This window comes from Pedobacter miscanthi (genome assembly GCF_032678605.1).
In the GTDB taxonomy this organism is placed as follows: domain Bacteria; phylum Bacteroidota; class Bacteroidia; order Sphingobacteriales; family Sphingobacteriaceae; genus Pedobacter; species Pedobacter miscanthi_A.
In genome coordinates this window covers 226,985-242,587 of the sequence record NZ_JAVTSU010000001.1, presented here as the reverse complement: position 1 = coordinate 242,587, position 15,603 = coordinate 226,985, and the positions used below count along the sequence as shown (strand labels likewise).

Sequence of the window (15,603 nt, the reverse complement as noted above, 5' to 3'; positions counted from 1 at the left end):
GTTTATTATAATGTTAAATTCAGGCCAGCAGAAAATGTTTTTAAAACGGGATAAGCCGATCTTGCTGAAGGAGCTTCCGGATCAAAATCCTTCAACCTTTTATCACCACGGATGGTAAAAGGATTATTGCTTGAAACATAAATCCTTAAGCCTTTAATTTTTGCTTTATCCAAAATGTTTTGAGGAATGGTGTAACCTAAAGTAATGGCCTTTACCCTAAAGTATGAGGCATCGAACAGCCAAAAGCTTGATAAGCCCAAATTTTGGGTGTCGTTGGTTATTCTGGGATAAGCTGCATTTGGATCAGGATTATTTACCGTCCATCTGTCTAAAACATAATTTTTAACCCCTCCGCCATTAAAAAAAGCTTGCGAAGCCTCCATTTCTAAATAAGTTTTCACATTACCTACCCCTTGCGTGAGTACACTAAAATCGAAACCTTTATAATTGGCCGAAAGATTTAAACCATAAGTAAAATAAGGCACATTATTACCTGTAATTACCCTGTCATCGCCATTTATTACACCATTCCCATCCTGATCTTTGTACTTAATATCACCTGGTTTTGGGTTATTGGCTTGTTTGGCATGGCTATCAATATCGGCCTGATTGGTAAATAAACCATCTGCCTGCCACATGTAAAAGGAACCAACCGGTTGACCGATGCGGTTGATATAATAAGTATCGTATGGAGCCGTTTCGTTAACGCCTCCTAAATCGGTTACTTTATTCCATATTTTACTTATGTTACCACCTATGGAATAGCCAAAATCGTTTATTTTTCCATTGTAATTTAGCGAAAGTTCGAATCCGTTGTTTTTAACTTTGCCAAGGTTTACAGATGGTTCATCATCTTTAGCTAAACCTGCCTCAGCCGGAATATTTGGATTTGATAATAAAATATCATTGGTAATGCGGCTAAATACATCCAACTGCAGGGTTAGCGATTTAAATAAGGTTGCATCTAAACCGGCATTATAAGTAGTTAGTTTTTCCCAGCTTAATAAAGGATTCGCTAATTTACCAGGTGTTACACCATCTTGTTTGGACTGATCTAAAATTACGGTGCTACCCACATTTAAGCCATCATAAAAATCATAATCGCCCACGTTATTGATGTTACCTAATTTACCTGCTGATAAACGCAATTTTAATTCACTAACCGCCTTAACGTTTTTCATGAAATCTTCTTGCGAGATACGCCAGGCAACGGATGCTGATGGATACCATGCCGCACGATGGCCGGGTGCAAATTTAGAAGAAGCATCGTTTCTGGCACTCGCTTCAAACAGGTATTTATCAGCATAAGCATAATTTACACGGGCAAATACAGATGCCAATGCACTTTCGCCTAAGCCAGCCACATTGTCGCCCAAATCGTTAAAAACTGTTGTATTTGCAGGCAGTGTAGAACCGGCACTAATTGCATCTAAATCGTTGTTGGGAAAATTTTTACGTACCACTCTAATAGTTCTCTTTTGTGCTTTTTCGTAAGAAGCACCGGCCAAAACCTTAAAGTAATGTTTGTCTATGTTTTTTTCATAACTGGCCGTAGCCTGCGATAATAAGTTTGAAGTGCTTTGCCATGCTTCTGTTAACTGGTTGGTTAATAGCGCTGTAGTCGTTAATGGTTGCCTGGTAATAAATCCTGTTATAGGATCTATAGTGTTTACAAAAGAACTGTTGAAATAATTATAGGCATTGTAAGAAAACAAACCAGAAATATCTAAACCTTTAACCGGTGTATAAGTTCCATTTAAATTACCAACAAAACGATTGGTATTATAATTGGTTCTGCCACCATCCTGTAATAAACGTAATGGGTTTTGGCCAGCTAATGTAGCATTTTCCTTTCCAGCGGTTACACTGCCCCACTCGCCGTTGCTTTGTTTAGCTACTGATAATGGAATAGACCGACCGACACCGGTAAAACCTATTTCTAAATTATCGTTGTTGTAACCATCTCTGATAAATGATAAATTACTGCCAATTTTAAATTTATCGCTAATCTGACTTTCAATATTAGCCCTTAACGAATAACGTTTTAAATCTTTACCCGGAATTAAAGAGTTTTGGCCAAAATAGGCCCCACTTAAATAATATTTAGTTTTATCACCTCCAGATACACTTAGCTGATGTTCCATCATCGGTGCACTTTTGTTTAAAATTAACGAATACCAGTCGGTATTAGGATAAAGATCCGGATTGGACTGGCTTTGGATTGCCTGTAAAGCTGTAGCATCATAAAGCGGTGATCTGCCTAAATTAGTTTCAGCTTCATTACGTAAAACGGCATAATTGTATGCATCGGCATAATCTGGCAAATAAGTAGCAGATTGCCTGCCGTAATAAGCATTATAACTAATGGTTGGGGTACCATTTCCTTTTTTAGTGGTAACCAAAATTACACCATTTGCTGCCCTGGCTCCATATATTGATGATGCAGAAGCATCTTTTAAAACAGAAATAGCTGCCACATCGTTGGGGTTGATGCGGGCAAAATCATTTTGGGTAACTACCACGCCATCAACCACAAACAAAGGAGATGATGTACCTAAATTTGAGCGCCCCCTTACATTGATAGTACCTAAGTCGTTACCCAAATCGCCAGGAGCCGATTTAATGGCTACACCTGGTACAGTACCCTGTAAAGCATTGGTTAAAGAAGTTACTGGTCTGTTGATAATTGTTTTGGTATTTACCGTATTAACGGCGCCTGATAAGTTGACCTTTTTCTGTGTACCATAGGCTACTACTACCACATCACTTAACTCGTTACTTTGAGGCACCATCGTAACTTTTACAGTAGCTGAGGCTTTTACTTCTTTAGTTTGATAACCTAAATAAGAAATCACTAAAATGGCATCATCAGTTACGCCTGCCAGTTTAAAATTTCCATTTTCATCACTCATTGTACCCTGGTCTTTGCCTTTTACTTTGATACTGGCACCAGGTATACCTTTGCCAATTTCGTCTAAAATAGTCCCGATTACATCGATTACTTTATTAATTGGCGTACTTTGTTCAGGCCGATAAGCAGGGGCAATATTTGCTGCCCGTTCTTTAACCACAATGGTATTGGCCTGGATAGAATACGTTAAAGGCTGATTTTTAAAGCATTGGTTTAAAGCTTCGGCCAGCGGCATATCTTTTACATCAATATTTACTGCGTTTGCCTTTTTTAAATCGCTCTGGATAAAAAACACATTGTAGCCGCTTTGAATTTTTATTGCTTTAAGCACCTTTTGCAATGATGCATTTTTCTCGTTAAGCGTAATGTTGTTTTGGCCAAAACTGCTCGCATTAACACTTAAAAAGGCTATAAAAAGCAATAGGATGGTTAGCTTCATGGATAACAGAATTTTATTCTTTATACAGCTTTCGCCGTACAAATTAAAATCGTAAATTTTCATACATTTGTTAGGTTTTAGGTTGAGTTAAATGCCTATAGCAGTTGCTATTACATTTACATTGTTTTAACTATTTGGTTATTGTTGGGCAATTTTTAATCTAAAACTTTAAACGGGTTTCGATTGCAGTCGAAATCCGTTTTTCAGATTAAAATTTAATGGTTTATTTTAAAATTTTAATCCTCCTTCCTTCTATTTTAAATTTAAACTTATCAGTTGATTCTAATATTTTCAGGGTTTGTTGCAGGCTATTGTTTTTGGAAAAAGATCCACCGAAATAAATTCCGTCGAAATCACCAACATACTCTATTTCAACATCATACCACCTGGCCAGTTTCTGCATGGCAGTCTTAATATCTTCGTTATTAAACATAAAAAAACCATTTTTCCAGGCAATGTATTCTTCTACATCAACATTACTCACTTTAAAACCGGTATCATGAAAAATGGCCTGTTGCCCTGGTTTTAACACACCTGTAGCCAGGGGACTAAAATTTTTAACGGCCACGCCACCTTCTACCAGGGTTGTTTTTATTTCATCTTCGTCTGCATAAGCACTTACATTAAAATGGGTACCCAAAACACTAATTTCCTGTTTTGCGGTTTTAAGCTTAAAAGGTTTATTTTTATTTTTAGCTACTTCAAAGTAACCTTCGCCGGTGAGTTCTACAGTTCGGTATTTACCTGTAAATGAGGTTGGGTATTTTAAAGAGGATAATGCATTTAACCAAACTTTAGTTCCATCGGGCAATGTAACCTGATACTGGCCACCTGCAGGAGTGCTAATGGTATTATATGCCGTAGATTGGGAAGTTTTCTGGTCTAAAATTGTATAAATTAACTGTCCATCTGCCGTTTTCGTAATTTGAATTCCTTCCTGTTTAGCTATTGTGCCATTCAGGGCCTGATCGAGGTTAATTTTACTTCCGTCGGCAAGGGTTAAAAAGGCTTTATTGCCACCTGGTTTGATGATAGCAGCTGATCGATTAATATTTTTAACATCTGCTCTCTGGCTAAAAAGGTACCAGCCAAAACTTAGAACCGCGATTAAAGAGGCCGCCACCGCGAAACGATAAAGATAACGTAATGGTCTTTTTTGTTCCAGCTGATTAATCTGTTGGTTTATGTTCTCAAAAATTCGCTGCCCGATTTCTGCTTGCTTATATTCATCAGTTTCTTCGCTGATGGTTAGCTGCTGTTTATCGTACCACGATTCGAGCAATAAGCATTCTTCTTTACTGGCGGTACCGGCTATATATTTTTCTGTTAAACTTATTAATTCTGCTTTTTTCAATTGCTCGTCCTTTCGTGTATGTACCTAAAATGCAGGCTATCCCCTAAAAGAAATCTGAACTTTTATACAACACCCTATACAACAGGTATTTAAAATTAAACAAAGTTAAGTAATTGTAAACAATTAGCTGCTAATGAATTTGATTGTAAAGCAGAATATTCCGCTTATCTGCGCCAAATTTCGGTGAGTAATAAGACTGTCAAGAATAGAAATTCGCCCATATCGGTGCGGAGGCGGCGTAATGCAATGGTAATCTGGTTTTCTACCGTTTTTGGAGAGATGTTTAACTTTTCGGAAATTTCTTTTACACTAAGATGCTCTTTTCTGCTCAGGATAAAGATTTCCCTGCACTTTTGGGGCAGCAGTTCAATACTATCATCTAAACGCTGTGCAATCTCTTTTTCGGTAAGCATATTTTCGGCATTGTGTGGACTCACCAATAGCTCAGTATCATGCAGGAGATCCGTCCTCAGTTTACCATCTCTAATGGCCTTAAATACCTGAAAACGAACTGATGTAAATAGATAATTGTTCAGATTTTCGACCGTTGTATGACTGCGTTTTAACCAAAGGCTTACAAAAATTTCCTGTATAATATCTTCTGAAGCCTCTTTGTTTCGCAAAATCTGATAGGCAGATAAATATAACTTGCTCCAGTACCTGTTGTAAATTTTTTCAAACGCCGACCGATCATCACCTTGCATATCGCTAACAAGCAAACTATCAGGCCATAGTTGTAAATTATCAGGTTTCATTTAGTTATAAGAATAGCTATTGCAATGCTAAGCAAAAAAATCAAAAGCCAATTTACATATTTTTCACACCGTATCATAAATGTTGCAATATTACTGATTATTTAATCCAAAGTTTTTAGTCTCTAGCCCGTAGTAAACAGTTTTTTTGGAGTTTGCCATAAACAAATTGGCAGTTTTCAGTTGCAATTACAAAGGAACTATTGACCACCTCGACTACATTACATTGCGCCCGAAGTGACGATAACCCGGGGAGAAATAGAACAATAAACCAACAAAAAAATAATTGTTAAAAAGACGTTTATTTTTTAATAATATTTTACTTTTATAATAAGATTCTACCAAATATTAAGCCTTATGATTAAAAAATTAATCTTCTCTGCCACTATGCTTTGCTGCTCTATTTTTACGCAGGCACAAAACGAAACTCAGTTAACCATTAAACCCGCCAGCGACCAAATCGTGAGCAAGCACATTTATGGTCATTTTTCTGAACATCTGGGCCGTTGTATCTATGATGGTTTTTGGGTAGGAGAAAATTCTACCATTCCAAATAAAGGAAGGATTCGTTTGGATATTGTAGATGCTTTAAAGAAAATAAAAGTGCCTAATCTCCGCTGGCCCGGTGGCTGTTTTGCGGATGAATACCATTGGAGAGACGGTATCGGGCCAAGAAACCAGCGTCCGAAAATGGTAAATACCAATTGGGGCGGCGTAACCGAAGACAATAGTTTTGGGACACACGAATTTTTAGATCTCTGCCAGATGCTTGATTGTGAGCCTTACATCGCAGGTAATGTGGGCAGCGGAACTGTTGAAGAAATGGCCAAATGGGTAGAATACCTCAATTTTGATGGCGTAAGTCCGATGACCGCTATTCGCGGTCAAAACGGCAGGGAAAAACCATGGAAAGTTTCCTTTTGGGGCGTGGGTAACGAAAGTTGGGGTTGCGGTGGCAACATGACACCCGCTTACTATTCTGATCTGTACCGCAGGTACGCTACTTATGCACGCAATTACCCTGGCGCTCCATTAAAAAGAATTGCCAGTGGCGCAAATTCCGACGATTATAACTGGACAGAAACCTGCATGAAAAATATCGGGAACCAGATGTGGGGATTAACGCTTCATTATTACACCATCCCAACAGGAAACTGGGGTAAAAAAGGATCAGCAACTAAATTTGATGAAGCGCAATACTTTTCAACCATGAAAAACTGCCTGCACATGGAGGAACTGGTTACCAAACACTCTGCAATCATGGATAAATACGATCCTAAAAAGAAGGTAGCCTTAGTGGTTGATGAATGGGGAATCTGGACGGATGTAGAACCCGGTATAAACCCTGGTTTTCTGTACCAACAGAATAGTTTACGCGATGCGTTAATCGCGGGTACCACTTTAAATATCTTTAACAACCATTCAGATCGCGTTAAAATGGCCAACCTGGCACAAACGGTAAATGTATTACAGGCCCTGATTTTAACAGAAAAAGATAAAATGATCCTCACGCCTACTTACCATGTTTTTGATCTGTATAAAGTGCATCAAAACGCCAAATATTTACCGATTAACTTTACCAGCCCCGATTATGTTGTAGGCAACCAAAAAATCCCGGCACTAAATGTTTCTGCCTCGCAGGATAGCACAGGAGCAATCCACATTTCACTGGTAAATTTAGATCCGGCCAAGAAAATTTCCCTAAATACGGTTTTAGAAGGTTTGAAATGGAGCTCGGTAACCGGACAGATTTTAACCTCAGCCAAACTCACCGATATCAATACCTTTAACGATGCTGACAAAGTGCACAATGCAAAATTTGCCGGTGCAAAAAAATCGGGCAATTCACTCAAGATAGAACTTCCTGCGCAATCTGTGGTGGTACTTGAGTTGAAGTGATGTAAGGTGAAGTATTAGCTAGCCATCCTTTAAAGCCATTACTATCAAAATAAATCAGCCGTAATCATAACTACGCTGCGCTGCCCTAACATTGAGAAAACGATATAAAATGGTCGTAATAGCGAGGAGGCACAACGAAGCAATCTTAAAATGATCGCTACAACCCATAGCATTAAGATCGCTTCGTCGGCTGAAAAGCCTGCAATTGACGAATTTTTCGGATAAGCTTAAGATGGTAACATGTTACACCAAAGAAGTCAAAAAAAACAAAACAATCCTGATAATAGATAATTAAAATTACAAAAACCACTAATTAATAATACGATCATCTTTTTATTAAAAATTTTCACGATTTTACCTTTTCATTAATTTCACAAATAATTTTGTCATAAATAATCAATCTCCACTCGTATTTAGGAAGAATTGAATAAATTTACAGCACAACAAACCTCATTAATAACTAAAAACATTGTTTAAAAAGCTAATAAATCAAGCTATTATACCATAATCAATCATAAATTTAACTGATTTTTAACATTTAGCTAATATTTATGACCTTTTGTCCCTATCCTTTTTAAAAAAAACCTAAAAAATGAAATTTCAAAGGACATACTTGTTCATAAAATTCATTTTTTGTTCAGGCAAACGTTTGATTAAACCTCAGTGTTCACTTCATTCATTCCCTTCAATTTAAAGCAATTTGACTTGGGCAATTCGTACCTTAGTCTAATTAATCATACACATTAATAGCGGCGCTAAAAAGCTGTGTTACTGCGTATTACGGCCGGCATAAAGAACCATTATGTTGCGCTTAAAGTCATCCACCAAACAAAGTAGAAGATCAAAATCTAAAGCCATGAACAAATACGCCATTATTGGAGTAACTCCCTTCGAAATCCCTGATAGTAGATTGGTTTCTAATCTACAAAAAGCCCATTGCTTTCCGGTTCTCAGTCTTGGACATAGCATAGTTGATGCTGAAAATGCCCTTCATTCACTTATTGCGGAGGGTATCTCCGATTTCGGTGTTAGCATCAACTCAGTAGAATTGGCTGACATTGATCTTCCTACCCAAGTAAGTTTAATTATTGCACCGTATGATTTCGTGCCAAAACATAAAACATTAGCAAAAATTATCTATCAGGTTTTTGATCTTGAGTCGGCACTGGCTGCACAAGCTAACGGTGCAGATGGAATTGTAGTAAAAGGAAATGAAGGTGCGGGCCGTGTGGCTTACGAATCTTCTTTTGTGCTTTTTCAACGGGTTATTAAAGAAGTTACTACTATTCCGGTTTGGGTTCAGGGTGGTGTAGGTATTCATACAGCGGCTTCTTTAATGGCCCAGGGAGCAGAAGGAATCATTTTAGATAGCCAACTCGCCTTATTTCCAGAATGTTCTGCTCCTGAAGAATTAAAAACTGTTTGTAGCAAATTAAGTGGAACAGAAACTAAACTGATCGATAACTGCCGCGTATTGGTCCGCCCAAATTCACCAACATTAGCAGAAGATACAGACTATAATGGTCTTCAAAAATATTTTAAGGGTTACGATCTGGAAAGAAACTACCTTCCAATGGGACAGGACATTGCCTTATCGATTGATCTGGTTACCAAATATAAAAACCTTAACAAATTGGTTTTTGGCATAAAGGAAGCCATTTATGGTCACTTAAAACAAGCAAAAGCCATCAATGTAATAAAGGCAAACAACTCGTTGGCCAAAGATTTAAATATCACCTATCCTATTGCGCAGGGCCCAATGACAAGGGTAAGCGATGTCGCGCCATTTGCTGATGCCGTTTCGGAAGCTGGTGCCTTATCATTTATTGCTTTATCCTTATTAAAAGGAGCATCAGCAAAAAACCTGATTGATGAAACCAAAAAACTGGCAGGCAAAAAAACCTGGGGTGTTGGTATTTTAGGTTTTGCACCACAAGAGCTTAGAGATGAACAACAAGAGTATATATTAAATGCAAAACCTCCTGTTTTATTAATTGCAGGTGGACGACCTTCACAAGCTAAACCTTTTGAAAAGGCAGGAATCAAAACGTTCCTTCACGTGCCATCTGCTTCTCTTTTAGATATGTTTTTAAAAGAAGGTGCTAAAAGTTTTGTATTCGAAGGCCGCGAATGTGGCGGTCATGTTGGACCACTATCGAGCATGGTATTGTGGGAAAAACAGATTGAACGTTTGTTAAAGGAAGAAAATCCCGAAAGCATCAGCGTTTTCTTTGCAGGTGGCATTCACGATGCTTTTTCTACTGCTTTTATTTCGGTAATGGCTGCTCCTTTGGCTGCAAAAGGAATGAAAATCGGTGTATTAATGGGCACAGCTTATCTATATACCAAAGAAGCAGTAAGCACAGGTGCCATTTTAGATAAATTTCAACAGGAAGCGATGCAGGCAGATGAAACCGTTCTGCTTGAAACTGCTCCAGGGCACGAAACCAGGTGTTTAAATTCTTCATTTGCCACATTCTTTAATGAAGAAAAAAAGAAACTTCAGGCAGAAGGAATGGATAAAAAAGAAATTTGGGCGAAACTGGAAACACTAAACGTTGGTCGTTTACGCATTGCCGCAAAAGGAATTGAAAGACGCGGTGATGATCTGGTAAAAATTGACGAGGCAGAGCAAACTGATCTGGGCATGTATATGATCGGGCAGATCGCGCCCATGCATAAAGAAGTGATGTCGCTACTTGATCTGCATCAGGATGTAGCCGACAACAACTATACACATATTTTAGATGCAACACTTTCTTCGCCTCCAGAAAATAAAGCCAAAGCACTGGATGTTGCCATTGTGGGCATGGCCTGTATCTTTCCTGGGGCTAAAAACCTCGAAGAATACTGGCGTAACATTATCCTGGGCAAGGATTCGGTAACAGAAGTACCGGATGAAAGATGGAACAAAGAACTTTATTATAATCCTGAATCAACTGCCGGCGATATGTCGCACTCTAAATGGGGCGGTTTTATCCCAAGGATCGATTTTGATCCTCTGGAATTTGGCATTCCACCGCAGTCGCTTGCCGCCATAGAGCCTACACAGCTGCTTACCTTAATGGTGGCTAAACAGGCATTGCAACACGCAGGTTATGCCGATGGTGGTGTTGATAATGAAAATGTTTCGGTAATTATTGGTGCCGAAGGCGGAAACGATTTGGCCAACAGCTATAGTTTTAGAGGGTTTTATAAACAGGTTTTTGGCGAAATGCCAGCCGAGGTAGATGCCGTATTACCTAAAACAACAGAAGATTCGTTCCCGGGTATTTTGGCAAATGTAATCTCCGGCAGGATTACCAACAGGTTAAACCTGGGTGGCAGAAACTTCACCGTTGATGCTGCCTGTGCATCATCTCTTGCCGCTATTGATCTGGCCTGCCAGGAATTATTTTTAGAGAAATCGGATATGGTTTTGGCCGGTGGAGCAGATCTGCACAATGGCATTAACGATTACCTGATGTTTTCGAGCACGCATGCACTTTCTAAAAAAGGAAGATGTGCCACTTTTGACGCTGAAGCGGATGGAATTGCCCTTGGCGAAGGCATTGCCATGATCGTTTTAAAAAGATACGACGATGCTTTACGCGATGGCGATACCATTTACTCTATTATTAAAGGTGTAGGTGGATCGAGTGACGGCAAAAGCCTTGGTTTAACTGCTCCTCGCAAAAACGGACAGGTAAACGCGCTGGAAAGGGCTTATAGCCAAGCCGGAATTACCCCTTCATTGGTTGGCCTGGTCGAAGCACATGGCACAGGTACTGTTGTAGGTGATAAAACAGAAATCAGCGCATTAACCGATATGTTAAATCAATCAGGTGCCACTGCTGGACAAACACATTTAGGCTCTGTAAAAACACAGATTGGCCATACCAAATGTGCCGCTGGTATTGCTGGATTGATTAAAGCATCGCTATCGGTTTACCATGGTATTAAACCACCTACCATCAATTTAAAAACACCAAATAGTTTCTACAACGCTCAAACCAGTCCATTTGCTTTCCATACTGAAGCTGGTTTATGGATGGAAGAAAAACGATATGCTGGCGTTAGTGCCTTTGGTTTTGGCGGAACAAATTTCCATGCCGTATTGGAAAGTGCGCAAAACATAGAAAATAAAAATTCGATTTTAAAATCGTGGCCATCAGAACTTTTTGTTTTCAGGGGCGATACTTATGAGGAAGCCAAAAGATGGGTGATTTCGGTAAAAAATATCCTAGAACTGAACGATCAGATCGAACTGAAAGATATTGCCTATAGTTTAGCAACTGCAGATGCCAAACCTGTTCAATTGAGCATCGTAGCCAACCATGCAGAAGATTTGGTGATGAAAATCGACCTTGTATTATCTGGCGTAGAAAGCAAAGACACCTACCTCACCAAAAAACAGGATGGTAAAGTTGCCTTTATGTTCCCAGGGCAAGGCAGCCAAAGGGTAAACATGGCGAGAGATCTTTTTGTGGTTTTCCCCGAAATGCGAAAACTGCTGAAAGCTTATCCTGAATACGAAAAAGTCCTCTTCCCAAATACAGTATTTAATGATGCTGATGCAAAAGCTCAAAAAGAACGCATAAAAGATACCCGCATGGCACAACCGCTCTTGGGTATTGTTGATCTGGCCATTGCCAATTTCTTAAAATCATTGGGTATTGTACCTGATATGGTTGCTGGTCACAGCTATGGAGAATTGCCGGCACTTTGTTTTGCAGGTGCTTTTGAAGAGGAAGCTTTGGTTCACCTGAGTGCAGAACGGGCACAATCTATTTTGAATGCGGTAGAAAACGGAGATCCGGGCACTATGCTTGCCGTGAGTGCAAAACAAGAAGATCTTGCACAATACCTAAGTGATATTGCAGCTGTTTACCCGGTAAACTTTAATGCACCAACGCAATGTGTAATTGCAGGTAGTACAGCAGCTATCGGCCAGTTGGCTGCAGTGTTAAAAGAAGCCAAAATATCTTTCCGCCCGCTTGAAGTGGCTTGTGCTTTCCATAGTCCATTGGTAGCCAGATCAAAACAGCTTTACCAACAAGTACTATCTGGTGTAAACTTTAATGATCTAAAAATTCCGGTATGGTCTAACACAACAGCCAAAGAATATCCAACTGAAGCTTCCGCAGTTAAAGAACTTTTAACTGATCATTTGATAAAACCTGTCCTTTTTGTTGAAGAGCTAAGGGATATGTATGCCGCCGGAGCCAGGGTTTTCGTAGAAGTTGGCCCTGGCAAGGTGCTAAGTGGTTTAACCAGATCATGCATCGGCAAAGACGAAGTTATTTTACATACCGAAGATCAAGGTCAGAACAAGCTCAGCAATTTATTGGGCACACTGGCAGGTTATATGGCAACTGGCCGCGAAATCAAACTCGAAAAATTATTCGAAGGCCGTTCTGTTAAAATCATCAAATTGGATGAACCTTCAATTTATAAAAAAAGTCCCGCTATCTGGTATGTGAACGGTCAACACGCTGTTCCATCAACAGGTAAACTTCCGGCAAATGGTGCATACCCTATTACTAAACCGATTATCCTTATGAATAACACCTCTACACTAACTGAAAATCAACAGGTTAATGGCTCAGCCAAAGACTTGATGATGCAGGAGTACCTGCACAGCATGAAAATGCTGATTCAGGCACAACGCGATGTGATGCTTTCCTTTTTAGGACAAGCTCCAGCAATGCCTTCGCAAATCATTAACCAGCCCCTACCATCATATCAGGCGCCTCAACCGGTCCGTATCGAAAATCAAATTACGGTAAAACAGGAAGTACCTCAGGCACAAACCATCGAAGTAATAACACCTGTAATTGCTCAAAAAGATTTAAAGCTGGTGCTTTTGCAGCTAGTAAGCGATAAAACTGGCTATCCGCAGGAAATGCTGGGCATGGAAATGGATCTTGAAGCCGATTTAAGTATCGATTCAATCAAACGTGTAGAAATTATCGGTGCTTTACGTACCGAACTGGGTGGTTTCTCTCAATTAAACCTTCCAGAAGATAAAATTATGGAGCAGCTTGCCGGACTGAAAACCTTAGCTAGCCTCGTAAACTGGCTTACAGAAAACACCGAACAGCCTAAAGCGGTTAATACCCCTACTCCAATAACTACAGCACCAAGCCAGGCCGAATCTGCAAAATTTTCATTGGATCAGTTAAAATCGGCCATTCTTGATGTGGTAAGTGAAAAAACGGGCTACCCTAAAGAAATGTTAGGCATGGATTTAGATCTTGAAGCGGATTTAAGCATCGATTCGATCAAAAGAATGGAAATTATTGCCTCGCTTAAAGAAAGAATCGGTTTTGGTTCACAAGGCGATCAGGCTGATGACTTAATGGAAAAACTGGCTGCAATTAAAACTTTAAATGCGCTGGTAAACTGGATTGCAGATGTTGAAGCTGAAAGCTCGGAGGTGCTTACAGAAGCAAAAAAGCTTATTGAGGAGAGCATTGATGATCAAACGGTTAAAGAAAAATTATCCCGTTTAAGATTCGAGTTAACTCCTGCTGCGCTTACCATTACCGAAGCAGCCATTTTAAAAGGACAGCGTTTTGCCTTAACCGATGATGGCGGCGGACAAGCAATCAAAATCAAAAAAATGCTGGAGAAACATGGAGCCATTGCCAATCTGGTGAACTTTGAAGATTCACTGGATGGTTACCAGGGCCTTATCATCCTGAACATGTTCGAAGCACAGAAAAAAGAGGGTATCCTCGATCATTTCGCAACCATTAAAAAACTAAACTTTGATACCGTAAAATGGGTGTACCTGATTGCGGATACCAAACAATATTTTAACGACCAATCGGATATTTCTTTCTTAAGAAATTACCAGGGTTACTCTGGTTTCTTTAAAAGTTTAGACCGTGAATATGAGCATACCAAATGCCGTTTCATCAGTCTGGAAACTAAAATGTCTCCTGATGAAATCACAAATATTGCCATAAACGAAATCCTGAATCCGGATAAACCTTCGGAGATTATTTACAACGACCATAAAAGACACATTATGGAACTTGTACCGCATCAATTGAGCACCGAAACCGATGCACACATCCATTTAGATAAAGATGCCGTGGTGATGGTTTTAGGTGGTGCACAAGGCATTACAGCCGAGTTGATGATTCATTTCGCGAAAGATTATCCTTGCAGATACATCCTGGTGGGCCGTTCAGCAAATCCGATCGCCTCGGCAAATGAAGCCAGTTCTTCGTTAAAAACCAAAGATGAGATCAGACAATATGTGATTAAACAGGGTGAGATTAAAAAACCAGCCGAAATAGAACAGGAAACCAATCGGATTTATAAAAATAACCAGATTTTACGTTGCATTGCAACTTTAGAAGAAGGTGGTTCTACCGTAGTTTACGAATCGTTAGACCTTAAAGATGAAGAAGCACTGACCCGTTTGATCAATCAGGTTTATCAAGAATATGGCCGTATAGATGGTGTGGTTCATGGTGCTGGTTTATTGGAAGATAAATTGTTTCATAACAAAACCTCTGAATCATTCGGGCGCGTTTTCGATACCAAAGTAACACCGTTAAGGGTACTGGCCGAGCAATTAAGACCTGAAACCCAGTTTGTGATCCTTTTCTCGAGCATCGCTTCTGTTTATGGAAACCGTGGACAAACCGATTATGCGGCAGCAAACAGCGTAATGGATAAATATGCCTGGGCTTTAAAACAGAAAATTCAAGGCAAGGTAATAGCCATTAACTGGGGCCCGTGGAAAGGTGCAGGTATGGTTTCACCAACATTGGAGAAAGAATACCAGCGCAGGGGAATTGCCATGATCCCTTTACAGGATGGAATGGAAACTTTCTTGAACGAACTTAAATATGGTAAAGAAAGCCAGGTATTAATCATGGCTGGAAACACCTGGACATAGAAAGATCCCCTGTCGATATTTTTAGCCTATAGCGTCATGAGTTTGCAATGATAAGCAGCCAAAAGTCGTCATTGCGAGAAGGCTTTTTCAGCCGACGAAGCAATCTTTCTAACAAGGATCACTAGCAGGAAAGATTGCTTCGTCGTTCCTCCTCGCAATGACGACCGCACGATTAGAACTGTCATCCTGAGCTTGTCGAAGGACCTTTTTTTAAATGTCTTACGAGACGTTTCGACAGGCTCAACGTGACAAATTTGATTGAATTACAAATATGATTCAGCCTTATGACGATCGCATTAATTAAACAGGTTAAAAATAGTCAGTACAAATAAATTAATAGAATTAAGATTA

The 15,603-nt window shown here is 39.5% G+C and carries 5 protein-coding genes; 2 read left to right on the top strand and 3 right to left on the bottom strand.

Going from position 1 to position 15,603, the window contains the following annotated elements; all coding sequences use genetic code 11:
• Positions 1-5: 5 nt before the first annotated feature.
• The 3 genes from R2R28_RS00895 to R2R28_RS00885 all read right to left on the bottom strand — a co-directional run bounded on the left by R2R28_RS00895 (position 6) and on the right by R2R28_RS00885 (position 5,459).
• Positions 6-3,350 (bottom strand): TonB-dependent receptor, encoded by a 3,345-nt coding sequence (locus R2R28_RS00895; RefSeq protein ID WP_316823816.1) that lies wholly within the window; start codon positions 3,348-3,350, stop codon positions 6-8.
• Positions 3,351-3,573: 223 nt separating this feature from the next.
• A complete protein-coding gene (locus R2R28_RS00890; protein WP_316823815.1) occupies positions 3,574-4,704 on the bottom strand; it encodes a FecR family protein in 1,131 nt (376 codons plus the stop codon).
• A 164-nt stretch (positions 4,705-4,868) separates the two neighbouring features.
• The gene (locus R2R28_RS00885) at positions 4,869-5,459 is read right to left on the bottom strand and encodes an RNA polymerase sigma-70 factor (protein WP_316823814.1); all 591 of its coding nucleotides are present in this window, start codon (positions 5,457-5,459) and stop codon (positions 4,869-4,871) included.
• A 354-nt stretch (positions 5,460-5,813) separates the two neighbouring features.
• Between R2R28_RS00885 and R2R28_RS00880 the strand changes: the two genes are divergently transcribed.
• Positions 5,814-7,355: an alpha-N-arabinofuranosidase gene (locus R2R28_RS00880; protein ID WP_316823813.1), complete on the top strand. Its 1,542-nt coding sequence runs from the start codon at positions 5,814-5,816 to the stop codon at positions 7,353-7,355.
• Positions 7,356-8,211: 856 nt separating this feature from the next.
• Positions 8,212-15,252 carry an SDR family NAD(P)-dependent oxidoreductase gene (locus R2R28_RS00875; RefSeq protein ID WP_316823812.1) on the top strand — a complete coding sequence of 2,347 codons (7,041 nt, stop codon included), beginning with the start codon at positions 8,212-8,214 and terminating at the stop codon, positions 15,250-15,252.
• Positions 15,253-15,603 lie beyond the last annotated feature (351 nt).

Excerpts from the sequence above, each read along its gene's own strand:
- R2R28_RS00885 (WP_316823814.1), bottom strand. The coding sequence starts at position 5,459 with ATGAAACCTGATAATTTACAACTATGGCCTGATAGTTTGCTTGTTAGC.
- R2R28_RS00895 (WP_316823816.1), bottom strand. The coding sequence starts at position 3,350 with ATGAAGCTAACCATCCTATTGCTTTTTATAGCCTTTTTAAGTGTTAAT.
- R2R28_RS00875 (WP_316823812.1), top strand. The coding sequence starts at position 8,212 with ATGAACAAATACGCCATTATTGGAGTAACTCCCTTCGAAATCCCTGAT.
- R2R28_RS00880 (WP_316823813.1), top strand. The coding sequence starts at position 5,814 with ATGATTAAAAAATTAATCTTCTCTGCCACTATGCTTTGCTGCTCTATT.